The organism is Rhodococcus sp. 7Tela_A2 (genome assembly GCF_049311045.1).
GTDB lineage: Bacteria > Actinomycetota > Actinomycetes > Mycobacteriales > Mycobacteriaceae > Rhodococcus.
The window spans coordinates 1-23,791 of sequence record NZ_JAXION010000069.1 but is presented as its reverse complement, the minus strand read 5'-3'; the positions used below and the strand labels follow the sequence as shown (position 1 = coordinate 23,791).

Genomic DNA, 23,791 nt, shown 5'->3' with positions numbered 1-23,791 from the left:
GGGGTGGGGCGGCGGCCGGGTGCGGTTACCCCGTTGATCCGGTTGGGGGCCTTCCGATTCGCGGCGGACCTCGGATACGACGGTGTCGAACTCATGGTGTGGGCCGACCCCGTCAGCCAGGACCTCGGTGCGGTCGAGCGACTGGTGCGCAAGTACGGAGTGCCGGTCCTGGCGGTGCATGCGCCGTGCCTGCTCATCTCCCAGCGAGTCTGGGGCGCCGACCCGGTTGCGAAGCTCGAGCGATCGGTGCGGGCCGCGGAGATCCTCGGCGCGGCCACGGTGGTGATCCATCCGCCGTTCCGCTGGCAGCGTCGATACGCGGACGGTTTCCCGGACCAGGTCGCGGCGCTCGAGGACACCAGTGACGTATCCGTCGCGGTGGAGAACATGTTCCCGATGCGTGCCGACGTCCTGCTCGGCGGTCGTGAGCGTGGAGCCGAACGCCTCCGGCGCCGCGGACCGGGCCGGGCGGTGTCCACTTTCCGGCCTTCGCTCGATCCGACGGACACCGGATTCCCGCACTACACGCTCGACCTGTCGCACACCGCGACGGCCGGAATGGATCCGATGGCATTGGCCGACCGGATGGGGGACGGGCTGACCCACCTGCACCTCGCGGACGGCCGCGGATCGCCGGTGGACGAGCATCTCGTCCCGGGGGACGGCACCCAGCCGTGCGCGGACATGTGCCGTCGACTCGCGGACAGCGACTTCGCCGGACAGGTCGTGCTCGAGGTGAGCACACAGAGTGCGCGCACCCGGGCGGAACGCTCGGCCATGCTCGCGCGGTCCCTCGAGTTCGCGCGCCGGCACCTTGCCCGGCCGGCACGTCGCGCACTGACCTCGGGTCCGGAGCATCTGCGCCTCACGGAGGTTGCCCGGATACCCGCGCAGTCGGACGACGCCGACGCCGGCGACCAGCAGGGCGACGCCTGACACGACATCCCACCCGCTGTCGGGTACTGCTGTCTGCCGAGATTGGATAGCTGTAGTATCCATTATCGACCGAGGGTGAAAGGGGTCGATCCGTGCGCATCTCCGAACTCGCCTCGCGCGCTCGCGTGCCGCTCCCCACGGTGAAGTACTACCTGCGCGAAGGGCTGCTCATGCCCGGCCGGGTGACCAGCGCGACGCAGGCGCAGTACGACGACCGGCACGTCCGGCGACTCGGTCTCGTCCGCGCCCTCGCCGCCCAGGGTCTTCCGCTCGACAGGATCAAGATGATCGTCGCGCTCGCGGACCATCCGGGAGACGACCTGTTCGAGGCGCTCGGCAAGGCGATCGCCACGCTCCCGCCGTACGTCCACGAAGAACCCGGAAACACCGGCGGCCCTACCCGTGGTGAGGATCCCGAATATCCCCGCGCCAGGCGCGTGCTCGAGCATCTCGGTCAGCTCTACGACCCCCGGTTCGCGGCCGTCGCGCAGCTCGAACACGCGCTCGCGGCGCTCGACGCCGCCGGGCTCCCGATGTCCGGGCGCCGCATCGACGCGTACGGCGAGCACATCCGGGAGATCGCGCGTTTCGAGGTCGGAGCCCTGCCCACGGCCTCCCCGCACGAGACCGTCGAGGCCGCGGTGCTCGGCACCGCACTGTACGAGCCGGTCCTCACGGCGATGCGCCGTCTCGCCCATCAGCACCTTGCGGCGGGACTCTTCGTGCCCCCGCACGAGACCCCGAGTAGAACCACCGGCAAGTCGAACACCGAGGAGAACCCGTGAGCACGGCCCATTCCCATCCTTTCCGCGACCTCGTCACCGTCACCGCGACGGGCCAGAACGCCTGGCAGGCGCATATCGACCCCCTGTGGACCATCGGGCCGAAGGTGCACGGTGGCTGCATGCTCGCGGTGTGTGCCGCCGCTGCACGCCGGGAAATTCTCGCTGCCGGTGCGGATGCGGCCGTGCAACCGCTCGCCGTCAGCGCCTCGTTCGTCTCCGCGCCCGATCCGGGCGAGGTGGACCTCACCACGACCCTGCGCAAGAACGGCCGGCAGGTCGGGGTCGTCGACGTCGAACTCGCGCAGGGAGGCCGGGTGGCGGTCCGTGCGAGCGTGACCCTCGGTGTCCCGGACGGCGGCGAGCCGCTCCACACCGTGCCGCACCGCACGAGTTCGCTGCCCGTGGAGCCGGTCGCGGACGCGGTGGCCGTGACCCCCGACCATCCGATGGGTCGGATCGTCAAGTTCGCCGGGCTCGCGAACCTGCATATCGACGGCTCGACCGCACATTTCCTGTCCGGGACGGAGGGAGAGCCGTCGGTGTCGATGTGGACGCGCCCCCGCGCGGACGACGAGACCGATATCGACACCGCCGTGCTGTTCGCACTCATGGCGGGCGACATCTCCGCACCCGTCACGATGAACCGGGGCTTGTTCGGCTGGGCACCCACCGTGCAGCTCACCGCATACCTGCGCCGCGTGCCCGCCCCCGGATGGCTGCGGGTGACGGCGGAGAGCAGCGTGCTGGGCAACAAGTGGTTCGAGGAAGACCACACCGTGGTCGACTCCACGGGCGCAGTCGTCGTGCAGTCGCGTCAGCTGGCGATGATCCCGCGCTGAGGCAGCGCCGCAAGGCGGTGGTTGCCGACACACGACCTGCGATACCGGACGGGCAGCGCGTCGTGGCAGGCTGTCACCTATGACGAGAATTGCTGTGATCGGTGGCGGAAAGATCGGCGAGGCCCTGATCTCCGGACTGCTGCACAACGGCTTTGCGACGAAAGATCTCGTCGTGGCCGAGAAGTACCCGGAACGTGCACAGGAACTGGCCGCGGAGTACTCGATCCGCGTCACCGACAGCACATCCGACGCAGCCGAGGGTGCGGACGTCGTGGTGGTGGCCGTCAAACCCAACGACGTCGACGCGGTGGTCACGGCGTTGTCGTCGGCCGACCTCGACAGCGAGAACGAACAGATCCTGGTCTCCCTCGCTGCCGGTGTCACCACGGCGCGCTACGAGAAGAAGCTTCCGGCGGGTTTCCCCGTCGTCCGGGTGATGCCCAATACGCCGATGCTCGTCGGGCAGGGCGCGAGCGTTCTGGCCGCGGGCCGGCACGCTCGGCCACAGCACCTCGACACCGTCCGGGAACTCCTCTCCACGGTGGGCACCGTGTCGGTGGTGCCGGAAGCGCAGATCGACGCCGTCACCGCTGTCTCGGGTTCGGGCCCCGCCTACTTCTTCCTGGTGGCCGAAGCCATGATCGACGCGGGCGTCGCGGTCGGGCTCACCCGCGCGGTCGCCACCGAACTCGTCGTCCAGACGATGACGGGCTCGGCGGCCATGCTCGCGCAGTCGGGGGAGAACGCCGCGGACCTGCGTGCCGCGGTCACTTCACCGGGCGGGACCACCGCGGCCGCTGTCCGGGAACTCGAACGCGGGGGCGTCCGCAACGCCTTCTACGAGGCGATCGACGCCGCGCGTGCCCGCTCGCAGCAGATCGGCAGTGCGCCCGAACCGGGGCCGGGCACCGCGTAAACCCCTCATTATGGGGTGTACCGGATCGGGAGTCCGGAAAATACCGGTCGTCATCGTCGCACAGGAACCATTCGTCACGCTAAGCTCGAAACAGCACGTGCGTGTCTGTTCCGCCGGAGGGGAAGCCGGCGGCGCGGACGTGCCGGAGGTGTGTAATGGCTACAGGAAACACGCCGTCGAAGGGGCAACAACCCCAAGACGGACAATCGGTTCTCGCCGGTACCCAATTCCTGACGGTCGCCGAAGTGGCGGCGTTGATGCGGGTGTCGAAGATGACCGTCTACAGACTGGTCCACAGTGGTGAACTACCCGCGGTGCGCGTCGGACGCTCGTTCCGAGTGCATGCGAAGGCGGTTCACGACTACCTGGAGACATCGTATTTCGACGTCGGGTGACGGATCGTCGAAGGCAGTCGCGTCACGGAGCGGACCTCGGTTTCACCAAGGCGTACCCGCCCCGGTACGATTGCTTTTCGTCGTACCGGCGGCCGGTGTCGTGAGGCGCTGAACTCAACGAGGGCCAGCGTCGACATACATCAGGCGTACGTCACCGGCGTGCGTAGGAACGCTATAAGAAACGTGAGGGATGCCCACATGGGTTCTGTGATCAAGAAGCGCCGCAAGCGCATGTCCAAGAAGAAGCACCGCAAGTTGCTCCGTCGCACTCGCGTGCAGCGTCGCAAACTCGGCAAGTAAGTCTCTGAGCTTGCCGATGCCCGCCCCCTTCACGGTGGCGGGCATCGCTTGTATCCGCGTCCGGTCGCCGCGCCGCGGATGGCGGCATCGCCCCGGGTGTAATGCGCGTATGCCGAACGCGCCGTATTGTGGCCGCATACCGTGAGGACCGCGACAGCGTAAGAGCTCGCTGGTGTCACAGGCAGGGGTGGATGTGAGTTCGCAGGGGCGGGAAGCAGAACAATCTCGTGTGGTGCTCGTCACCGGTGCGAGCAGGTTCCTGGGCGGCTACCTCGTCACACGACTGGCGCAGAATCCTGAAATCGAGCGCGTGATCGCCGTCGATACGCAATCGCCCACCAAAGACATGCACCGGCGGATGGGCCGCGCCGAATTCGTCCTCGCCGACATCCGGAACCCGCTCCTCGGCAAAGTTATCCGCAACATGGACGTCGATACCGTGGTGCACGCGTCGGCCGTCGCCAAAGCTCCCAAGTCCGGCAGTCGCGCAGCGATGAAGGACATGAACATCCTCGGCGCCATGCAACTCTTCGCCGTGTGCCAGAAAGCGCCGTCGGTGCGCAAGGTCGTGCTGCGGTCGTCCTCGGTCGTCTACGGGTCCAGCGCCAAGGACCCGGCGAAGTTCACGGAAGAGATGAGCGCCCGCCGCCGGCCCACCGGGCCCTTCGCCCGGGACATGATCGAAATCGAGGGCTACCTGCGCGGCTTGGCCCGCCGCCGCAGCGACATCGCGACGACGATCCTGCGACTTGCCCCGACCGTCGGGAGCCGGTTGCCCGGTTCCGTGTCGACCTATCTGACCTCGCCGCTGGTCCCCAGCGTGCTCGGCCGCGACGCGCGGCTGCAACTTCTCCACGAGGAAGACGCCCTCGGCGCCCTCGAACATGCCGTCGTCGGCAGGGGGCCGTCCGGAACCTACAACATCGCCGGCGACGGCATCGTCATGATGTCGCAGGCCGTCCGCCGGGCGGGTGGCGTGACGGTGCCGATGCCCTACGCGCTGTTCCGCACCGCGGGGCACGCGCTCATGGGTTCGGTGATGAAGTCGTTCACGAAGGAAGAACTCGACTATTTCCACTTCGGTTGTGGCCTCGACACCACGCGCATGCGCACCGAACTGGGCTTCGAGCCGCGATGGACGACGCGGGACGCGCTCGACGACTTCGCGCGGGGCATCGGCCTCACCCGGGTGATGAAGACCGAATGGGTGGACAAAGCCGAGTCGATGGTGCTGTCCGCCCTGGGAGAGCGAACGGAGGTTCGATGACACAGGTTGCCAAGGTGATCCCGCTGCACGCCGGTTCGCGTCGTCCGGCGGGCGGAGGCACGCACCGCACCGTGACGCCGGGTCCTCCCGAGCGGAAGGAGAGCGAGGCGAAGCAGTCCGTCGATACCGGTGGACTGCTCGACGACTTCCGCGATGCCCTCATCGCCCAGGTCATCGGCACGGCCGAATTCGTGCGGCGGCGCATGACCGGCGATTACGAGGTCGACGATTTCGGCTTCGACCCGCATTTCGCCGACAACGTGGTCCAGCCCGTCCTGCGTCCGCTGTTCGAGAAGTGGTTCCGGGTCGAGGTGCGCGGTGCCGAGAACATCCCCACCGACGGGCGCGCGCTCGTCGTCGCCAACCACGCCGGGACGTTGCCTCTCGACGCGCTCATGACCTCGGTCGCGGTGCGGGAACGCGCGGGACGGCCGCTGCGGATGCTCGCCGCCGATCTCGCGTTCGACATGCCGTTGGTCGGGACGGTCGCACGCAAAGCCGGCCACACCCTCGCGTGCCACCCCGACGCCGAACGGCTGCTGCGCGAGGACCAGGTGGTCGCGGTGTTCCCGGAGGGCTACAAGGGTCTCGGGAAACCGTTCAAGGAGCGCTACAAGCTGCAACGGTTCGGCCGCGGCGGATTCGTGTCGGCGGCGCTCAAGACCCACGCCCCGATCGTGCCGTGCTCGATCGTGGGTTCGGAGGAGATCTACCCGAACCTGGCAGACCTGTCGTCCCTCGCACGGTTGCTGGGCCTGCCGTACTTTCCCGTCACGCCGCTGTTCCCGGCGCTCGGCCCGCTCGGGATCATTCCGCTGCCGTCCAAGTGGTACATCGAATTCGGCACACCGATCAACACCGATGTGTACGACGAAGTGGCAGCCGACGACCCGATGGTGCTGTTCGAGGTCACCGACCACGTTCGGGAAACCATCCAGCAGACGCTCTACAAACTGCTCACGCGCCGCCGCAACGTCTTCCTCGGTTAGAGCTTCCTCCGGCCCGTCGCGGTCGTGCGACTGTCAGTTGCGGTCGCGGCGACGCCCGACCATCACGGCGACCGCACCGCCGGCCGCTCCGAGCCCCAGCGCGGTGGGCACCCCGACCTTCGCGGCTTTGCGGCCCGTCCGGAAATCCCGGATCTCCCATCCCCGCGTCCGCGCGACCTGCCGGAGATCGGGGTCGGGGTTGATCGCCACAGCGGTACCCACCACCGACAGCATCGGCAGGTCGTTGTGGCTGTCGGAGTACGCGGTGCACCGTTTGAGGTTGAGGCCTTCACCGATGGCGAGCGCACGCACGGCGTGCGCCTTGCCGAGACCGTGCAGGATGTCGCCGACGAGCCGGCCGGTGAACCTGCCGTCCTCGGCTTCCGCGACGGTGCCGAGCGCACCGGTCAGACCGAGCCGTTTCGCGATGACATCCGCGAGCTGGACCGGTGTCGCGGTGACCAGCCAGACCTGCTGACCTGCGTCGAGGTGCATCTGTGCGAGCGCGCGGGTGCCGGCCCAGATCTTGTCGGCAATGATCTCGTCGTAGATCTCTTCGCCGAGTTGCCGAAGTTCCTCGGTGGAGCGGCCCTGCACGAACGACAACGCCTTGTCGCGGCCGATGGCGACGTCGTGGGCATTCTCCTTGCCGGTGACGCGGAACTTCACCTGCTGCCACGCGAACTCGAACAGGTCCGACTTCCGGAAGTAGTCGCGCGCGACGAGTCCGCGCGCGAAGTGGATGATCGACGCGCCCTGCACCATGGTGTTGTCGACGTCGAAGAACGCGGCCGCGGTGAGATCGCGAGCCGGTGGTGCGGCGTCGAGATCGGGTTCGGGTTCGGTCCGTGACTCCTGCATCGCGAGAGCGGCATCGGCACTCGCCGCGCCCGCGAGGTTGGCGCGCACCTCTTCTTCGCTCGGGCCGAACTTTCGCGACAGCAGCCGCCGGCCGGGCCTGATGATCCGCGCCCATGTTTCGCCCATGCCCCACACGTAGGGAAACGAACCTGCTGGCACTCGCACCTCCGGTGTCGCGACGGCCGGGTCCTCCCACCCGTCCCTGATCACGGGTGACCCGCGCCCAGCGTAGCCCGTACGCGACGCGCACCCGAGGATGCGCACCCGAGGAGGAACAACGCGGTCGTGAGGGTGTGACGTTCATCTCGACGGGCGATGGCGCACAGTGGATGCATGACCGATGATCGTTTCCGCGCCCCCGACGCGTCCGCACTCCGTCACGACGTCACGCTTCTGGTCCGTGCCGGGTGCGCCGCGTGCGAGCCGGCGCACCGGCAGCTCGAGCAGCTCTGTGAAGAGTTCGGGCTGCAGGTCACCTGCATCGATGTGGACGAAGCTGCCGCAAGGGATCCCGAATTGCGTGCCGAATTCGGCGACCGTCTGCCCGTCGTCCTGCTGGACGGGCGGGAGCACAGTTATTGGGAGGTGGACGAGGCGCGACTGCGTGCCGATCTGGCCCGCTGAGCGGACCCTCGTCGGCCGTGACGCAGGTGAGAAGCACATTCGGGGGCCTTCGAGCAACTTTGTGCATGGCTTCACAAGCGGTTACCGTGGGGTGAACGAAATCCCCGGATCACCGTGAGGCCAGACGTGTGTCCACAGGCCGGACGAGGAGCCACAACGTGACGCAGTTGCACCCACCGCAGGGCGAGGACGCCCGCGGTACCGCCGACTCCGGCGGGGGTGCCGCTCCCGTTGTCCCGGTGAGGGATATCCCCCAGGCTACTGTGACGCGTCTCGCGACCTATCTGCGGGTCCTCGGAGCGCTCGTCGAAGCGGGCACTCTGATCGTGTCGAGCGAGGAACTCGCGTCCGCCGCCGGGGTCGGTTCGGCCAAACTGCGCAAGGATCTGTCGTTCCTCGGACCGAACGGCGTGCGGGGAGTCGGATACGACGTCCTGCGCCTGCAATCGCGTATCGAAAACGCTCTCGGCCTCGACCGCGGACACCGCGTCGTGCTGGTCGGAGTGGGCAACCTGGGCCGTGCGCTCGCCCGGTACCCGGGGTTCGATCGCCGCGGGTTCACCATGGCGGGCCTGTTCGACGCCGATCCCGCGGTCGTCGGAACCCGCGTCGGCGATCTGATCGTCCGGCATGTCGACGCGCTCGAAGAGGACGCCCGCGAACTCGGTGCCACCATCGCAGTCGTCGCGACTCCCGAAGACGTCGCCCAGCACGTGTGCGACCTGCTGGTGCGGTCGGGCGTCCGGAGCGTGCTGAGCTTCGCCCCGATCGAACTGGATGTGCCCGACCATGTCGAGGTGCGCCGGGTCGACCTCGCCGTGGAGATGCAGGTGCTGTCGTTCAACAGCACCCGCCACGACGAACTCGTCAGAACCGCAGACGGCGCCCGGGCGTCCGGTCTCGCGCGAGTGTCCACGCAGAGTTCCGCTCGGCGAACCCAAACAGGTAAGGCGGGCCCACTGGGTCCGGCCGTGACCAGAAACGGATCGGTGATCGCGCCGTGAGTGTTCTCCTCGTCGGGATTTCGCACCGGAGTGCTCCGGTCTCGATTCTCGAGAAGGTGGCGGTCGCAGATACCGACCGCCCCAAGCTCACCGACAAGATGATGGCGTCCGGCCGCATCTCCGAGGCCATGATCGTCTCGACCTGCAACAGGGTCGAGGTGTACACGGTCGTCGATGCGTTCCACGGCGCCCTGTCGACGGTCGGTGAGTTGCTTGCCGAACATTCGGGGCTCGACCTGGCCGAACTCCAGAAGCACGCCTACGTCCGGTACAGCGAAGCCGCAGCCGAGCACCTGTTCTCCGTGGCCAGCGGACTCGACTCGATGGTGGTCGGCGAACAGCAGATCCTCGGGCAGATCCGCACGGCATACGCGTCGGCCGATGCCCAGCAGGCCGCCGGCCGGACCCTGCACGAACTCGCGCAGCAGGCGCTACGCGTCGGCAAGCGGGTGCACTCCGAGACCGGGATCGATTCCGCCGGCGCCTCGGTGGTGTCGGTGGCTCTCGACAAGGCCTCGGCATTCCTCGGAGGTGACGGGCTGCGCGGCCGCACCGCCGCGGTGATCGGTGCCGGTGCGATGGGCGGCCTCGCCGTCGCGCACCTCACCCGTTCCGGCGTCGGCACGATCGTGCTGGCCAACCGCACGCGTGAGCGCGCCGAGCGACTTGCCGAGACCGCCCGTGCCAACGGCGTCGAGGCCGACGTCGTTGCGTTCGACGATCTCGCCTCCGCACTGTCGCGCGTCGATGTCGCCGTGACCTGCACCGGCGCAGTCGGAACGGTGGTCACCCTCGCCGACGCGCACCGTGCGCTCGCACAGCCAGGACGCGGCGAGCGTCCCCTGGCGATCTGCGATCTCGGTCTGCCGCGCGACGTGGAACCGGCTGTGGCCGGTCTGCCCGGCGTGACGGTGTTCGACATGGAGTCGCTGCAACGCGATCCTGCCGCCGGTGCCGCGTCCTCCGACGCGGAGGCCGCGCGCGCGATCGTCGCGTCGGAACTGTCGCAGTACCTCACCGCGCAGCGGCTCGCCGAGGTCACCCCCACGGTCACGGCACTGCGTCAGCGTGCAGCCGAGGTCGTCGAAGGCGAACTGATGCGTCTGGAGTCACGCCTGCCCGATCTCGAGGACACGCAGCGTGACGAGGTCGCACGCACCGTCCGGCGAGTGGTGGACAAACTGCTGCACGCGCCGACCGTGCGGGTGAAGCAACTCGCCTCGACCCCCGGCGGCGACCAGTACGCGGAAGCTCTGCGCGAGCTGTTCGAGCTGCGTCCGGGCGCGGTCGACGCGGTCGCCACCCCGACCAAAGAACTTGGGTCGCTGACCGACCCGACCATGGCGACGGACCTGTCCGCCGCACTCGACCCTGCGGTCACCACTGAGCTGCAGGCCCCACGAAAGGACGGCAAGGCATGAGCACCGAAGCCGCTTCGGCAACCCGGATCGACGCACCCGGGCAGCGCCGCACCTTGCGGATCGGCACCCGCGGCAGTGTGCTCGCCACCACCCAAGCCGGAACGGTGCGCGACGCGCTGGTAGCCGCCGGGCATCCCGCGGAACTCGTCATCATCACGACGAAGGGTGACGTCACGCCGGGCCCCGTCCAGCGGATCGGCGTCGGCGTGTTCACCGCCGAACTCCGTGAGGCGCTGCTCAACGGCGAGGTCGACATCGCAGTCCACTCGTACAAGGACCTGCCCACCTTCCAGGACCCGAAACTCGTCGTCGCGGCAGTGCCGCCGCGGGAAGATCCGCGCGACGCGCTCGTCGCCCGCGACGGTCTCGTGCTCGGTGAGCTGCCGTCGGGCTCGAAGGTCGGGACCTCCGCGCCCCGCCGTCGCGCCCAGCTCGCCGCGCTGGGACTGGGCCTCGAGCTCGAGCCGCTGCGCGGCAACATCGACACCCGCATCGGCAAGGTCGACTCCGGCGAACTCGACGCGATCGTGATCGCGCGCGCCGGGCTGTCGCGCATCGGCCGGCTCGACCGGGTCACCGAGGCGCTCGAACCGGTACAGATGCTGCCTGCACCGTCGCAGGGGGCTCTCGCGGTGGAGTGCCGCTCCGACGATGCCGAGACGATCGCGCTGGTCGCGCCTCTCGACGACGCCGCCAGTCGCGCCGCTGTGGTCGCGGAGCGGTCGTTGCTCGCCGAACTGGAAGCCGGCTGCACGGCTCCCGTCGGGGCGCTCGCCGAGGTCGTCGAGTCGATCGACGAGGACGGGCGCGTCTTCGAGGAGCTGTCGGTGCGAGGCTGTGCCGCCGCGCTCGACGGTTCGGACGTGCTGCGCGCGAGCGCGGTCGGCGCCCCCGAGCGTGCCGAGGAACTCGGCCGTGCGGTGGCCCGCGAACTGCTCGAACTCGGTGCCCGGGGCCTGATGACCGCCGACGGCATACTGCCCGAACAGGCCACGGCGGATGATTGACGTGGCCGTGTTGTTCCCCCTTTTTTCCCTTACCGCAGATTTGACCGCACTGGAGAATGACCGATGAGCCGAGTCCGTAAGAACACTCCCGGACGGATCCTGTTCGTGGGATCTGGACCGGGCGATCCGGCACTGCTCACCGTGCGCGCGCACGACGTGCTCACGGGTGCCACCATCGCTTTCACCGACCCCGATGTCGACAAGGGCGTCGTTGCGCTCGTCGGGACCGATCACGGCACCGACCCCGAGACGGGGGAGCCCGTCGCCGAGGTCCGGCCCGCCCTGGGCGAGCCCGCCGAGGTGGCGAAGACGCTCGTCGCGGAAGCCAAGGCGGGACGCGACGTCGTGCGCCTGGTCGCAGGCGATCCGCTCACGACCGACTCGGTGATCGCCGAGGTCAATGCCGTCGCCCGCACGCAGGTCGTCTTCGAGGTTCTGCCGGGCCTGCCCGCCGGATCGTCGGTGCCGAGCTACGCGGGCATGGCCCTCGGCTCGTGTCACACCGAGGTCGACGTGCGCGGCGAGGTCGACTGGGCCGCGCTGGCCGCGGCTCCGGGCCCGCTCGTCCTGCACGCCACGTCGGGGCATCTGGCCGAGACCGCGAGCGCACTCGTCGAGCACGGACTCGCGCCCCAGACTCCCGCTGCGATCACGGTGCGCGGCACCACGCGTCAGCAGCGCACCGTCGAAGCGACCCTTGCGACGCTCAACGACGCGGGTTCCGAACTCGTCGGCTCGCTCGTCGTGACGGTCGGCAAGGTGGTCTCGCAGCGCAACAAGATGTCGTGGTGGGAGTCGCGCGCCCTGTACGGCTGGACCGTGCTGGTGCCCCGCACCAAGGAACAGGCCGGGGAGATGAGCGATCGTCTCGTCACCCACGGCGCCATTCCGATGGAGGTGCCGACGATCGCGGTCGAGCCGCCGCGCAGCCCGGCGCAGATGGAACGCGCGGTCAAGGGTCTCGTCGACGGCCGCTACCAGTGGGTGGTGTTCACCTCCACCAACGCGGTGCGCGCCGTGTGGGAGAAGTTCGAGGCGTTCGGTCTCGACGCTCGTGCGTTCTCGGGCGTGAAGATCGCGTGTGTCGGTCAGGCCACCGCCGACAAGGTGCGCTCGTTCGGCATCATCCCCGAACTGGTTCCGAGCGGAGAGCAGTCCAGCGAAGGCCTGCTCGCGGAGTTCGCGCCGTACGACGACGTGTTCGATCCCGTCAACCGGGTTCTGTTGCCCCGGGCCGACATCGCGACCGAGACGCTCGCCGAGGGTCTGCGTGAACGCGGCTGGGAGATCGACGACGTCACGGCCTACCGGACCGTCCGGGCGGCGCCGCCGCCGGCATCGACCCGCGAGATGATCAAGACCGGCGGGTTCGACGCGGTGTGCTTCACCTCGTCGTCCACGGTCCGCAACCTCGTGGGCATTGCCGGAAAGCCGCACGCGCGCACCATCGTTGCGTGCATCGGACCGAAGACGGCCGAGACCGCGATCGAGTTCGGCCTGCGCGTGGACGTGCAGCCGGAGACCGCTCAGGTGGGACCGCTCGTCGAGGCCCTGGCCGAGCACGCGGCCCGGTTGCGCGCCGAAGGTGCGCTGCCTCCGCCGCGGAAGAAGTCCCGCGCCCGCCGCTGATCCACGTACGGCGTGGTGTCTCTCCTGGAAGGTGATGTAGTCCGAATGTTTCCCGAGATTCGTCCGCGCCGGTTGCGCAGCACGCCGGCGATGCGTCGGCTGGTTGCCGAAACCTCCCTCGAGCCGCGGCATCTCGTGTTGCCGATGTTCGTTGCCGACGGAATATCGGAGCCTCGCGAGATCACGTCGATGCCGGGTGTGTACCAGCACACCGGCGAGTCGCTGATCGCTGCGGCGTCCGCCGCGGTCGAGGCGGGTGTCGGCGGGCTGATGCTCTTCGGCGTGCCTCGCGCCGAAGACAAGGACGCCCGAGGTTCGGGTGCGACCGACGAGAACGGCGTCCTCAATCGCGCTCTCAGGTCGCTGCGCAGCGAACTCGGCGACTCGACGGTGCTGATGGCCGACACGTGCCTCGACGAGTTCACCGACCACGGGCATTGCGGAGTGCTCACCGACTCGGGTGTCGTCGACAACGACGCGACGCTCGAGCGGTACGCCGACATGGCCGTGATCCAGGCGGAGTCGGGCGCTCATCTGCTCGGGCCGAGCGGGATGATGGACGGCCAGGTCGCGGCGATCCGCGCGGCGCTCGACGACGCGGGCTACACGGACGTGGGCCAGCTCGCCTACGCCGCGAAGTACGCGTCCGCGTTCTACGGCCCGTTCCGCGAGGCCGTCGGCTCGTCCCTCGACGGCGATCGCCGGACCTACCAACAGGACCCGGCGAATCGTCGCGAGTCGCTGCACGAGGTGGATCTCGACCTCGCCGAAGGCGCCGACATGGTCATGGTCAAGCCGGCGATGTCGTACCTCGACGTGCTCCGGGAAGTCGCGGACCGGTCGCCGGTGCCGGTGGCCGCCTACCAGATCTCGGGTGAGTATTCGATGATCTCCGCCGCGGCCGCGAACGGCTGGATCGACCGCGACGCCGCGATCCTCGAATCGTTGATCGGCATCCGCCGTGCGGGTGCGGACATCGTGCTCACCTACTGGGCCGCAGAGGTCGCGGGCCGGCTGTCGTGAGCTTTCCCGTACCCCCGCCGGTGTCCGCCGCGCCGTCCGAGCGGCCCGTACCCGCGGATGTCACAACGGCGTACCAACTGTGGTGTGGAGTACTCGGCCTCGCTGTCGTGACGCTCGTCGCGAGCCTGGTCGACATGGTGGCCAGGCGTACCGAACTGGTCGATCTCATGACCGAGATGGCCCAGGATCCGGCGTTCGAGGGCGTCACGAGCGAGCAGTTGGAGTCCGCGGTGCCGGTGGTGGTCGGGCTCACCGCCGCGCTCGGTCTGGCACTCATCGGTGTCCTGTACCTCGTGGTCAGGCAGTTGCGGCGTGCCAAGAACTGGGCCCGAATGCTGCTGACCCTGCTCGGGGTGTTCATGTCCCTGTCGACCCTGCCGACAGTGTTCGGTGTGGGGGTCGGCGGCGGCACCCTCGGCTGGATACTCGGTTTCGTGGGCATCGTGCAAGCGGTGCTCACGGTGGGTGCGATCGTTCTGATGCACCGGAAGGACTCGAACCGGTACTTCCTCCGGCTTCCCCAGGATTAGAGCGCGTCACCGGGTTCAGATCCGCGTGCGGGGATAGTACGGTGAGCGCTGGCATCCACGGCCGGACACGGCCGTTCCCGTCGACCTCGAGGACGTCATGCAGGTGGAACCGAGGCCCTATGGGCGTCGTCGCGAACTGGTCCTGATCGCCCTGATCGCCGTGCTCGGCCTGGTGACCACGCTGCTGATCGTGATACCCGGAGCACTCACCGCTTGAGCGGCACATCTCCCACCGGCGATATCACCGTGCCGCTGTTCCACGAACCGGGTGGCCGCTGGCGCACGGTGGCCTACGGTCCGGTGCTGTGCGCGGTGGGGCTAGCGGTCGAGATCGCGACCGGGCCGGTCGTCCACTGGATCGCGCTGCCGGTGATCGCGCTCCTGCTCGCCGGATTCGTCTATCCGATGGTCGTCGCTGCCCGGCGGCACGTGAGTGTGGAGCTCACTCCGACCGTGCTGCGCCAGGGCACCGAAGAACTGCCGGTGGACGACATCGAGGCGGTGCTGCCGCCGTCGGCCGACCCGTGGAAGCCGGATCGGTGGGAATCGGCCCGCACCCTCGGCGAACTCTCGGGCGTGCCCCGGGGCCGCACCGCTGTCGGGCTGCGCCTGCGCGGCGGCGCACTTGTCCGGGCCTGGGCGAAGGACGCGGACGGACTGCGGGCGCGACTCGAGGAACTCGTTCGTGCCGCAGGTACCCCCTAGGGGTATATTTGCGGGCGTCCCCCCGAGAAAGGAACACACCACCATGCAGACCACGTACCGCGTCGAGGGCATGACCTGCGGGCACTGCGTCGCCGCCGTGGAAGAAGAAGTCGGCGCGCTCGACGGAGTGACCGCCGCGAAGGCCGACCTCGAGACCGGACAGCTCGTCGTCGACAGCGGCAGCGAACCGGATAGGGCTGCGGTCGCCGCCGCCGTCGACGAAGCGGGTTACGCGCTCGCGCCCTGAAGCGGAGCGACCGCGCCTTCCCGGTCGAGCATCGCCGAGCCGAGCAGGTACTCCGGCACACCGAGACCTTCGGCGAGCGTGAGGGCATACGGACGCAGGGTGCGGCAACGCTCGTTGATGCCGCGCCCCACGGCCTTGGCGCGCTCCACCGACAGCTGCCGATGCTCCATGAACCAGGCCTTGTCGCCGTCGATCACGGTGAGCGCGTAGAGGTCGCACAGCTCCGAGAGCAGGCCGCACGCCGTTTCGTCCTTGCAGTCGTCGATCGCCGCGACGAATGCTTCCAGCACCACGCGGTCGATATGCGCCTCGGCGGCGTGCAGCACATGGTCCTGCACGAAGTTGAACGCGTCGAACGCGTTCTCCTCGCGGTTCATGGCCGCTTGGAGGCGTCGCGCCGCCGTCGAGATCAGATACTGCTCGCGGTCCTCGAACATGGTCAGCTGCGTACCGCGGTTGAAGAGGCTGCCGTCCTCCTCGTTGTCCTGCCGGGTGTCGAGGAAGGTCTGGATGATCTGCTGCGCAGCGGTCCGCTTCTTCACGACATCGGAGATCGTCGTCGCGGCGAAGCGCATCCAGTCCACCGGGCTCATGCCCTGCACCTCGTCGGCGTAGGAGGTGAGCAGTTCCTTCGCCACGAGCTGGGTGAGCACATGGTTGTCACCCTCGAACGTCGTGAACACGTCCACGTCGGCGCGCAGAGCGGTGAGCCGGTTCTCCGCCATGTAGCCCGCGCCGCCGCACGCTTCCCGGCACTCCTGGATCGCTCGCGATGCGTGCCAGGTGTGGGCCACCTTCAGGCCTGCGGCACGACCTTCGAGTTCGCGCTGCTCCTGGGGATCGAGGTCCTCCAGCGACATGGACTGGAGACGGTTCATGGTGCTGAGCAACTCGTTCTGCGCGAATCCCAGTGCATATGACCGCGCGATGAGCGGGAGCAGTCGGCGCTGGTGGACGAGGTAGTCCATGATCGGCACCTCCGCCTCGCGGCCCGGCGCGTCGAACTGCCGGCGCTTCTCCGCGTACTGCGTGGCGATGGTCAGCGCGACCCGCGCCGCGGCGCCCGCGGACCCACCGACCGTGATGCGGCCGCGCACCAGCGTGCCGACCATCGTGAAGAACCGGCGGCTCGGATTGTCGATGTCGGACACGTACGTGCCGTCCGGTTCGACGTCCGAGTACTTGTTGAGCAGGTTCTCGCGGGGGATCCGCACCGAGTCGAACATGATCCGGCCGTTGTCGACGCCGGGCAGTCCGCCCTTGTGACCGCAGTCCGAGGTGGTCACCCCGGGCAGGTCGTTGCCGTCCTCGTCGCGGATGGGAACGACGAAGCAGTGCACGCCGTGCGACTCGCCGCCGGTGACCAACTGCGCGAACACCGCCGCGACCTTTGCGTGCTGCGCCGCACCGCCGATGTAGTCCTTCCGGGACGACGGAGTGGGCGAGTGGACGACGAATTCCTGGGTTGCCGGGTCGTACGTGGCGGTGGTCTCCAGCGCCTGGACGTCGCTGCCGTGCCCGGTTTCCGTCATCGCGAAGCATCCGAGCAGATCGAGGTCGATGAGCGGCCGGATGTACTCCTTGTGGTGACGCTCGGTCCCGAGGTTCTCGATCGCGCCGCCGAACAGTCCCCACTGCACCCCGGCTTTGACCATCAGCGACAGATCAGACATCGCGAGCATCTCGATCGATGCCACCGCCCCGCCGGGGTCGCCGGTCCCGCCCGACTCGACGGAGAAACCGGACGCCGCGTAGCCGCGCTCCGCGAGGATCTTCATCTGCTTCAGGGTGATCGCGCGGGCCTCCTCGAGGTCCGGCGTGTAATGCGGCGCGAACGCGGGGTCGGCCAGATCGGTGCGGGCGCGGTGGCGGGCGTCGTGCCACGCGCCGTCGAGTGCGGTGCGGAGGTGTTCGGCTGTGGTCGGCATGGCTCGACCATAAGGTGATCCGCCCCGGAAAAGGCAGCCTTTCCCTACCGTCCGGGAGAAGAAACACACCAGGTTTGACGCACTGCTTTTTTGGCAAATCCGGCGAAACTGGGACACTGGAAGTCGTGACTGCGACTCCCGATGCTGCGCCCGACCGCGACACCCGATCCGCCGCACTCTTCCGACGGGCATCGAAGGTCACTCCCGGGGGTGTGAACTCTCCGGTCCGGGCATTCGGATCGGTCGGCGGCACGCCTCGCTTCATCGCCTCGGGCTCGGGATGCACGCTCACCGATGTGGACGGAAATACCTACGTCGACCTGGTGTGTTCCTGGGGTCCGATGATTCTGGGGCACGCGCATCCCGCCGTCGTCGACGCGGTCCGCACGGCCGCTACGTCGGGCCTGTCATTCGGCGCGCCCACGGACGGCGAGGTCGAACTCGCCGAAGAAATCGTCGCTCGAATTGCTCCCGTCGAGCAGGTACGGCTCGTCAACTCCGGCACCGAAGCGACCATGAGCGCGGTACGTCTTGCGCGTGGATTCACCGGACGGTCCAAGATTGTGAAGTTCTCCGGCTGTTATCACGGTCACGTGGACGCGTTGCTCGCGGATGCCGGATCGGGGCTCGCCACGTTCGGGCTGCCCACCTCCCCGGGTGTGACCGGGGCGCAGGCGGGCGACACGCTGGTGGTGCCCTACAACGACCTCGACGCCGTACGCGCGGCGTTCGAGGCGAATCCCGGCGAGATCGCCGCGGTCATCACCGAGGCTGCCGCCGGAAACATGGGCACGGTGCCGCCGGTGCCCGGATTCAACGAGGGACTGAAGGCGCTCACCCGCGAGCACGGCGCGCTGCTGATCATGGACGAGGTCATGACCGGATTCCGTGCGAGTGCCACGGGCTGGTACGGCATCGACGGGGTCGCCGGTGACCTGATGACGTTCGGCAAGGTGATGAGCGGCGGGTTGCCCGCCGCCGCGTTCGGCGGTCGCGCCGACGTGATGGCACACCTCGCCCCCGCGGGTGCGGTGTACCAGGCCGGCACCCTGTCCGGTAACCCCGTGGCCGTCGCCGCCGGGCTCGCGAGCCTGCGCGCCGCCGACGCCGAGGTCTACGCCGCGCTCGACCGCAATGCCGCGACGCTCGGCCGCCTTCTCGACGAGTCCCTGAGCGCCGAGGGCGTGCCGCACCGCATCCAGAACGCCGGCACCATGCTCAGCGTCTTCTTCACCGAGGACCCGGTCACGAATTACGACCAGGCCAAGGCTGCCCAGACCTGGCGTTTCCCCGCCTTCTTCCACGCGTTGCTCGACCATGGCGTGTACGCGCCGCCGAGTGCATTCGAGACCTGGTTCGTGTCCGCCGCCCTCGACGACGCCGCGTTCTCGCGGATCGCCGATGCCCTTCCGCACGCGGCCCGCGCAGCCGCCGCCGCGACCGCGCCCTGACCTGCCCCGTAGACGACCTGCCCGTCCTGATCCGTTCGCTCCGCCCATCACCCCGAGGAATACTCACGTGACCGAAGCCGCCCCGTCCGAGACCCGCACCATCGTGCACGTGCTCCGGCACGGTGAGGTGCACAATCCCGACGGCATCCTGTACGGCCGCCTCCCCGGATTCCAGCTGTCGGCGACCGGTGAAGCGCAAGCCCGGGCCGTTGCGGCTTCCCTCGCCGACCACGACATCGCACACGTCGTCGCCTCGCCGCTCGAGCGTGCACAGCAGACCGCCGCGCCCATCGCGGAGAAGCACGGCCTCACCATCCGCACAGACGAGAACCTGATCGAAGCCGCCAACGACTTCGAGGGCCTCAAGGTGTCGGTGGGCGACGGTGCGCTGGGCCGGCCACGACACTGGTGGAAACTCCGCGACCCGTTCACCCCGTCGTGGGGCGAGCCGTACCTGCAGATCGCGCACCGCATGCTCGCCGCGGTCAACGCCGCGCGCGTCGCCGCAGCCGGTCACGAGGCCGTCTGCGTGAGCCACCAGCTCCCGGTGTGGACGCTGCGCCGCTTCCTCGAGGGCGAGCGGCTGTGGCACGACCCGCGCCACCGTCAGTGCAGCCTCGCATCGCTCACCTCGCTCGTCTACGAAGGCGACACCCTGGTCGACCTCGTGTACTCCGAGCCGGCCGGTGCCTCCGACCCGAACGTCCACGGCGCATGAGAAAAGTGTTCGGGGTGGTGTGCGCGGTACTGCTGAGTGCCGGGCTGCTCACCTCGTGTGCGACCGGAGACGACGCCGTCGCGACCGGCGGTACGTTCGACTTCGTGTCGCCCGGTGGGCAGACCCGCATCTTCTACGATCCGCCTTCCGAGCGCGGCACCCTCGGTGAGCTGAGCGGTGACGACCTCATGAACGAAGGCACCACGATTTCGCTCGAGGACTTCGCGGGACAGGTCGTCGTGCTCAACGTCTGGGGCCAGTGGTGTGCACCCTGCCGCAGCGAGGCCGACGATCTCGAAGAGGTCTACGAGCAGACCAAGGATCTGGGAGTCGAGTTCCTGGGCATCAACGTCCGCGACAAGCAGCGCGACAAGGCGCAGGACTTCGTCGTGTCGCAGCAGGTCGGCTATCCGTCGATCTACGACCCGTCGATGCGGTCGCTCCTGGCGCTCGGACGCAACTATCCGACGTCGGTCGTGCCCACCACCGTGGTCCTCGACCGCGACCACCGGGTCGCCGCCGTCTTCCTCACCGAACTGCTCGCAAGCGACCTGCAACCGGTCGTGGAACGCGTCGCAGCCGAAGCGGACGAGGGGTAGATCGTGAGCGGGGCAGCGGGCGCGGGAATGCTGATGTCGGGGACTGCGGAGGCGGTGCTCGCCTCCGGAGTCGGCGACACCTTCCAGAACACGGCGCTCTCCGGTCCGCTGCTGCTCGCCGTCGGCGCGTGCATGCTTGCGGGCCTCGTCTCGTTCGCCTCCCCGTGTGTTGTTCCCCTCGTCCCCGGATACCTGTCGTACCTCGCGGGCGTCGTCGGCGCCGAGGCACCGGCCGTCACCGCGGATCAGGCCGGAGCGCGCACCACCAAGGTTCGTGACGACGGCCGTCTGCGCGTCGCCGGTGCGGCCGCGCTGTTCGTCGCGGGATTCACCGTCGTCTTCGTGCTCGCGACGGCGTCGGTCTTCGGGGCGATCTCGGCGCTCGCCGTCAACAGAGAACTGCTCATGCGCATCGGCGGCGTCGTCACGATCGTCATGGGACTGGTGTTCATCGGGCTCATTCCGGCCCTGCAACGCGATACGCGTCCCGAGCCCCGCCGCATCTCGAGCCTGGCCGGTGCTCCGCTGCTGGGCGCGGTCTTCGCACTCGGCTGGACCCCGTGCCTCGGCCCCACGCTGGCCGGCGTCATCTCGCTCGCGGCCGGCACCGAAGGCACCACCGCTGCGCGCGGAGTGACCCTCATCGTGGCCTACTGCCTCGGCCTCGGCCTGCCGTTCATCGTGCTCGCGCTCGGCTCCGCCAAAGCGCTGCGCGGCGTCGGCTGGTTGCGTACGCACGCGCGTACCGTGCAAATCGTCGGCGGCGTCCTGCTCATCGTCGTCGGAATCGCTCTCGTCACCGGGGCATGGGACCTGTTCGTGTCCTGGGTTCGGGACGCCTTCATCTCGGAAGTGATCTTGCCAGTATGACCGCCACAGACACGCCCGCTCCTGCCCCGCAGCGACCGCCGCGGCAGACCCCCGCCGGGAGGGCGTTCGCTCTCGTACGCAACACCTGGCGTGGCCTGACCTCCATGCGCACGGCGCTGGTGCTGTTGTTCCTGCTCGCGCTCGCCGCGATCCCGGGCGCCCTTCTGCCGCAGCGCAGTCTCAATGCGGGCAAGGTCGACGAGTACATCAGTGCCCGTCCGACCCTCGGTCCGCTCATGGACAGGCTCGAACTCTTCGACGTGTTCGGCAGCTTCTGGTTCACCGCGATCTACGTGCTGCTGTTCGTCTCTCTCGTCGGCTGCATTCTGCCGCGCTGCGTCGCGCACTACCGGGCGCTGCGCACCCCGCCGGTACCGGCGCCCCGAAACTTCGCGCGTCTGCCGCACCACGTCGAGACCACCGTGGACGACGCGCCCGACGCGGTGCTCGACCGGGTACGCGGGCAGTTGCGTGGGTGGAAGGTCGAGCGTCGGGAGGGCGGACCTCGCGCTCACGACGGCGAGCTGACCCTCTCGGCGGAGAAGGGCTACCTGCGGGAAGTGGGAAACCTGGTCTTCCACATCTCGCTCGTCGCGTTGCTCGCGGCCGTCGCGATCGGCAAGTTGCTCGGTTACGAGGGGCAGCGAATCGTGGTCGCGAACGGCGAAGAATTCTGCACGACGTCACCCGCGGCGTTCGACTCGTTCATCGCCGGCGTGAACCTCGACGGCACGGGCCTGAACCCGATGTGCCTGCGCGTCAACGATTTCTCGGCCGACTACCTCGACACCGGCCAGGCCGAGATGTTCACGTCGAACATCGAGTACCAGTACGGCGACGACCTCGCGACCGACACCTGGCGCGACGCCCAACTGAAGGTCAACCACCCACTGCGCGTCGGCAGCGACCGGGTGTACCTGCAGGGACACGGTTACGCGCCCACGTTCACCGTCACCTGGCCGAACGGCGAGACCCGCACCGAGACGCTGCAGTGGGCGCCCGAGGACGCGACGACCTTCCTCAGCAGCGGCGCGATGCGATTCGACCCGCCCGGCGACATGTTCACCGAGCAGGACGAGCGCCGGAAGAACCAGATCGCGATCGAGGGTCTGTTCGCCCCGACGGCCTCCTTCCACGGGACGCTGTTGTCGTCGGTGTTTCCCGCGATGCTCGACCCCGCGGTCGCGATCGACGTCTACAAGGGTGAAGCCGGCCTCGACACGGGCAGTCCCCAGTCGTTGTTCTCGCTCAACAAGGAACTGATCAACCAGGGCCGCCTCGTCAAGCAGGACCGCGTGAACCTCATGCCGGGGGAGAGCGTGACGCTGGCGGACGGCACGCAGGTGCGTTTCGACGGTGCCGTCGACTTCGTGAACCTGCAGGTCTCGCACGACCCGGCACAGCAGTGGGTGCTGGTCGCGGCGATCACGATGATGGCGGGTCTGCTGGTCTCCCTCGTCGTGAAACGACGCAGGGTATGGGTTCGGGTGTATCCGGCCGGTACAGTGACAGACGGTAAACGACGAACCGTAGTAGAGGTCGGTGGGCTCGCGCGCACCGATCAGGCCGGGTGGGGCGACGAGTTCGACCATCTGGTCGAGCGACTTCTCGGACAGTCCCCCACGCACGTCGGCACTTCACACGACGACATCGCCTCCGCCCCGGCGGCACAGGAGAAAAAGGCATGACACTCAACGACACCCTCGCGCAGTACAGCGACTGGGCCTTCGAGTCGGCGTTCGCGGTGCTGGTACTGGCACTGATCCTGCTGGTCGCCGAATATGCGACGCACCGCGCCGACGCTGTCGCCGAGCGCGAGCGGGTGCTCGTCGCGTCGGGCAGCAGCGTTCCGGCCGACGGACCGGGCCGGGTCACCGAGACGAACGGCCGGACGCTGTCGCAGCGCCTGGGCAACATGGGGCGCGCGCTGGTCGTGGTCGTCGCCGCTCTCCAGATCGCGTCCATCGTGTTGCGCGGATTCGCCACGGAACGGTTCCCACTCGGCAACATGTACGAGTTCGTGGCGATGGCGTGCACCGCGGCGATCGTCTTCGGCCTGGTGATGCTCCGCAAGCCGTCCTACCGCATCATGTGGGTGTACGTGCTGGTTCCGGTGCTCATCCTCATGTTCCTCGCGGCCACCGTGCTCTACGCAGACGCCGCGCCCGTCGTGCCCGCGCTGCGGTCGTTCTGGCTCCCCATCCACGTCACGATCATCAGTGTCGGCAGCGGCATCTTCCTCGTCTCGGGTGTCGCGAGCCTGCTGTTCCTGCTGCGCATCCGTTACCCCAAGGGCGAAGCGTCGAGCGGGTTCTTCGCTGCGATGGCACAGCGTCTTCCCGATGCCCAGATCCTCGACCGGCTCGCCTACCGCACCACGATCATCGGTTTCCCGTTGTTCGGCGCCGGCATCATTCTCGGCGCGATCTGGGCCGAAGCGGCGTGGGGCCGGTTCTGGGGCTGGGACCCGAAGGAAACCGTCTCGTTCATCACCTGGGTCATCTACGCCGCGTACCTCCACGCACGCGCCACGTCGGGCTGGCGCAACACCCGCGCGGCCTGGATCAACGTCGCGGGCTTCGTCGCGATGCTGTTCAACCTGTTCATCATCAACATGGTCGTCTCGGGCCTGCACTCGTACGCCGGACTGAACTGACCCCTGCTATCGTCGCGCCGTCGCAGGCGAACAGCGGGGGGGAGTAGGCGATGGGGGACGGAACGCAGGGGGACGGAACGCAGCTACCGGG

General features: G+C 68.5%; 25 protein-coding genes. 23 read left to right on the top strand and 2 right to left on the bottom strand.

Translation table 11 applies throughout. From position 1 onward, the window contains the following. Positions 1-3 precede the first annotated feature (3 nt). The 8 genes from TVH25_RS13880 to TVH25_RS13845 all read left to right on the top strand — a co-directional run bounded on the left by TVH25_RS13880 (position 4) and on the right by TVH25_RS13845 (position 6,427). Positions 4-936 carry a sugar phosphate isomerase/epimerase family protein gene (locus TVH25_RS13880; RefSeq protein ID WP_422424494.1) on the top strand — a complete coding sequence of 311 codons (933 nt, stop codon included), beginning with the start codon at positions 4-6 and terminating at the stop codon, positions 934-936. 92 nt (positions 937-1,028) lie between these two features. After that, positions 1,029-1,721 (top strand): MerR family transcriptional regulator, encoded by a 693-nt coding sequence (locus TVH25_RS13875; RefSeq protein ID WP_422424490.1) that lies wholly within the window; start codon positions 1,029-1,031, stop codon positions 1,719-1,721. Continuing rightward, a complete protein-coding gene (locus tag TVH25_RS13870) occupies positions 1,718-2,560 on the top strand; it encodes a thioesterase family protein (protein ID WP_422424488.1) in 843 nt (280 codons plus the stop codon). Before TVH25_RS13875 ends, TVH25_RS13870 begins: the two co-directional genes overlap by 4 nt. 79 nt (positions 2,561-2,639) lie before the next feature. After that, on the top strand, positions 2,640-3,476 hold the full coding sequence (gene proC, locus TVH25_RS13865) for a pyrroline-5-carboxylate reductase (protein ID WP_169619412.1): 837 nt from the start codon (positions 2,640-2,642) through the stop codon (positions 3,474-3,476). A gap of 155 nt (positions 3,477-3,631) precedes the next feature. Next, positions 3,632-3,871, top strand: coding sequence for a helix-turn-helix domain-containing protein (locus TVH25_RS13860; protein WP_169619414.1), 240 nt, complete (start codon positions 3,632-3,634; stop codon positions 3,869-3,871). A 198-nt stretch (positions 3,872-4,069) separates the two neighbouring features. Then, positions 4,070-4,171 (top strand): 30S ribosomal protein bS22, encoded by a 102-nt coding sequence (locus TVH25_RS13855; protein ID WP_003402602.1) that lies wholly within the window; start codon positions 4,070-4,072, stop codon positions 4,169-4,171. A gap of 193 nt (positions 4,172-4,364) precedes the next feature. Further along, the gene (locus TVH25_RS13850) at positions 4,365-5,438 is read left to right on the top strand and encodes an NAD-dependent epimerase/dehydratase family protein (RefSeq protein WP_378528545.1); all 1,074 of its coding nucleotides are present in this window, start codon (positions 4,365-4,367) and stop codon (positions 5,436-5,438) included. Then, a complete protein-coding gene (locus TVH25_RS13845; RefSeq protein ID WP_169619416.1) occupies positions 5,435-6,427 on the top strand; it encodes a lysophospholipid acyltransferase family protein in 993 nt (330 codons plus the stop codon). The genes TVH25_RS13850 and TVH25_RS13845 overlap by 4 nt, the downstream gene beginning before the upstream one ends. Positions 6,428-6,460: 33 nt before the next feature. On the opposite strand, the gene TVH25_RS13840 is transcribed toward TVH25_RS13845, so the two are convergent. After that, a complete protein-coding gene (locus tag TVH25_RS13840) occupies positions 6,461-7,414 on the bottom strand; it encodes an HAD family hydrolase (RefSeq protein WP_169619614.1) in 954 nt (317 codons plus the stop codon). Between the two features lie 207 nt (positions 7,415-7,621). On the opposite strand from TVH25_RS13840, the gene TVH25_RS13835 reads away from it, so the two are divergent. From TVH25_RS13835 to TVH25_RS13795, 9 genes are all read left to right on the top strand, one after another. Beyond that, complete coding sequence (locus TVH25_RS13835; protein ID WP_169619418.1) at positions 7,622-7,912, top strand: glutaredoxin family protein; 291 nt, start codon at positions 7,622-7,624, stop codon at positions 7,910-7,912. 158 nt (positions 7,913-8,070) lie between these two features. Next, positions 8,071-8,916: a redox-sensing transcriptional repressor Rex gene (locus tag TVH25_RS13830; RefSeq protein WP_169651273.1), complete on the top strand. Its 846-nt coding sequence runs from the start codon at positions 8,071-8,073 to the stop codon at positions 8,914-8,916. Next, the gene (locus TVH25_RS13825) at positions 8,913-10,337 is read left to right on the top strand and encodes a glutamyl-tRNA reductase (RefSeq protein ID WP_169619422.1); all 1,425 of its coding nucleotides are present in this window, start codon (positions 8,913-8,915) and stop codon (positions 10,335-10,337) included. The genes TVH25_RS13830 and TVH25_RS13825 overlap by 4 nt, the downstream gene beginning before the upstream one ends. Continuing rightward, positions 10,334-11,344 (top strand): hydroxymethylbilane synthase, encoded by a 1,011-nt coding sequence (gene hemC, locus TVH25_RS13820; protein ID WP_296549449.1) that lies wholly within the window; start codon positions 10,334-10,336, stop codon positions 11,342-11,344. Before TVH25_RS13825 ends, hemC begins: the two co-directional genes overlap by 4 nt. Positions 11,345-11,407: 63 nt before the next feature. After that, positions 11,408-12,973, top strand: a complete 1,566-nt coding sequence (locus TVH25_RS13815) for a uroporphyrinogen-III synthase (RefSeq protein WP_378608289.1) — start codon at positions 11,408-11,410, stop codon at positions 12,971-12,973. 45 nt (positions 12,974-13,018) lie between these two features. Then, positions 13,019-13,996 (top strand): porphobilinogen synthase, encoded by a 978-nt coding sequence (hemB, locus tag TVH25_RS13810; protein ID WP_169619428.1) that lies wholly within the window; start codon positions 13,019-13,021, stop codon positions 13,994-13,996. Continuing rightward, positions 13,993-14,526: a hypothetical protein gene (locus tag TVH25_RS13805; protein ID WP_296549451.1), complete on the top strand. Its 534-nt coding sequence runs from the start codon at positions 13,993-13,995 to the stop codon at positions 14,524-14,526. The genes hemB and TVH25_RS13805 overlap by 4 nt, the downstream gene beginning before the upstream one ends. 213 nt (positions 14,527-14,739) lie before the next feature. Then, positions 14,740-15,231: a hypothetical protein gene (locus TVH25_RS13800; protein WP_422424481.1), complete on the top strand. Its 492-nt coding sequence runs from the start codon at positions 14,740-14,742 to the stop codon at positions 15,229-15,231. Between the two features lie 43 nt (positions 15,232-15,274). Beyond that, on the top strand, positions 15,275-15,478 hold the full coding sequence (locus TVH25_RS13795; RefSeq protein WP_169619430.1) for a cation transporter: 204 nt from the start codon (positions 15,275-15,277) through the stop codon (positions 15,476-15,478). On the opposite strand, the gene TVH25_RS13790 is transcribed toward TVH25_RS13795, so the two are convergent. Then, positions 15,460-17,406 carry an acyl-CoA dehydrogenase gene (locus TVH25_RS13790; protein WP_169651271.1) on the bottom strand — a complete coding sequence of 649 codons (1,947 nt, stop codon included), beginning with the start codon at positions 17,404-17,406 and terminating at the stop codon, positions 15,460-15,462. The genes TVH25_RS13795 and TVH25_RS13790 overlap by 19 nt on opposite strands. A gap of 125 nt (positions 17,407-17,531) precedes the next feature. Between TVH25_RS13790 and hemL the strand changes: the two genes are divergently transcribed. The 6 genes from hemL (at position 17,532) to ccsB (ending at position 23,700) form a co-directional block, all read left to right on the top strand. Then, complete coding sequence (hemL, locus tag TVH25_RS13785; RefSeq protein ID WP_296549452.1) at positions 17,532-18,857, top strand: glutamate-1-semialdehyde 2,1-aminomutase; 1,326 nt, start codon at positions 17,532-17,534, stop codon at positions 18,855-18,857. 67 nt (positions 18,858-18,924) lie between these two features. Next, positions 18,925-19,575, top strand: coding sequence for a histidine phosphatase family protein (locus tag TVH25_RS13780; RefSeq protein ID WP_169619435.1), 651 nt, complete (start codon positions 18,925-18,927; stop codon positions 19,573-19,575). Continuing rightward, on the top strand, positions 19,572-20,174 hold the full coding sequence (locus tag TVH25_RS13775) for a TlpA disulfide reductase family protein (RefSeq protein ID WP_422424478.1): 603 nt from the start codon (positions 19,572-19,574) through the stop codon (positions 20,172-20,174). The genes TVH25_RS13780 and TVH25_RS13775 overlap by 4 nt, the downstream gene beginning before the upstream one ends. 33 nt (positions 20,175-20,207) lie before the next feature. Next, positions 20,208-21,044, top strand: coding sequence for a cytochrome c biogenesis CcdA family protein (locus tag TVH25_RS13770; RefSeq protein WP_422424492.1), 837 nt, complete (start codon positions 20,208-20,210; stop codon positions 21,042-21,044). Further along, positions 21,041-22,732: a cytochrome c biogenesis protein ResB gene (resB, locus tag TVH25_RS13765; RefSeq protein WP_169619439.1), complete on the top strand. Its 1,692-nt coding sequence runs from the start codon at positions 21,041-21,043 to the stop codon at positions 22,730-22,732. The genes TVH25_RS13770 and resB overlap by 4 nt, the downstream gene beginning before the upstream one ends. Then, positions 22,729-23,700 carry a c-type cytochrome biogenesis protein CcsB gene (gene ccsB, locus TVH25_RS13760; protein ID WP_296549453.1) on the top strand — a complete coding sequence of 324 codons (972 nt, stop codon included), beginning with the start codon at positions 22,729-22,731 and terminating at the stop codon, positions 23,698-23,700. The genes resB and ccsB overlap by 4 nt, the downstream gene beginning before the upstream one ends. Positions 23,701-23,791 lie beyond the last annotated feature (91 nt).

Coding starts and splice junctions, on each gene's coding strand:
- resB (WP_169619439.1), top strand. CDS start 21,041: ATGACCGCCACAGACACGCCCGCTCCTGCCCCGCAGCGACCGCCGCGG.
- TVH25_RS13835 (WP_169619418.1), top strand. CDS start 7,622: ATGACCGATGATCGTTTCCGCGCCCCCGACGCGTCCGCACTCCGTCAC.
- hemB (WP_169619428.1), top strand. CDS start 13,019: ATGTTTCCCGAGATTCGTCCGCGCCGGTTGCGCAGCACGCCGGCGATG.
- TVH25_RS13775 (WP_422424478.1), top strand. CDS start 19,572: ATGAGAAAAGTGTTCGGGGTGGTGTGCGCGGTACTGCTGAGTGCCGGG.
- TVH25_RS13770 (WP_422424492.1), top strand. CDS start 20,208: ATGTCGGGGACTGCGGAGGCGGTGCTCGCCTCCGGAGTCGGCGACACC.
- proC (WP_169619412.1), top strand. CDS start 2,640: ATGACGAGAATTGCTGTGATCGGTGGCGGAAAGATCGGCGAGGCCCTG.
- TVH25_RS13855 (WP_003402602.1), top strand. CDS start 4,070: ATGGGTTCTGTGATCAAGAAGCGCCGCAAGCGCATGTCCAAGAAGAAG.
- TVH25_RS13840 (WP_169619614.1), bottom strand. CDS start 7,414: ATGGGCGAAACATGGGCGCGGATCATCAGGCCCGGCCGGCGGCTGCTG.
- hemC (WP_296549449.1), top strand. CDS start 10,334: ATGAGCACCGAAGCCGCTTCGGCAACCCGGATCGACGCACCCGGGCAG.
- TVH25_RS13845 (WP_169619416.1), top strand. CDS start 5,435: ATGACACAGGTTGCCAAGGTGATCCCGCTGCACGCCGGTTCGCGTCGT.
- TVH25_RS13815 (WP_378608289.1), top strand. CDS start 11,408: ATGAGCCGAGTCCGTAAGAACACTCCCGGACGGATCCTGTTCGTGGGA.
- ccsB (WP_296549453.1), top strand. CDS start 22,729: ATGACACTCAACGACACCCTCGCGCAGTACAGCGACTGGGCCTTCGAG.
- TVH25_RS13795 (WP_169619430.1), top strand. CDS start 15,275: ATGCAGACCACGTACCGCGTCGAGGGCATGACCTGCGGGCACTGCGTC.
- TVH25_RS13790 (WP_169651271.1), bottom strand. CDS start 17,406: ATGCCGACCACAGCCGAACACCTCCGCACCGCACTCGACGGCGCGTGG.
- TVH25_RS13860 (WP_169619414.1), top strand. CDS start 3,632: ATGGCTACAGGAAACACGCCGTCGAAGGGGCAACAACCCCAAGACGGA.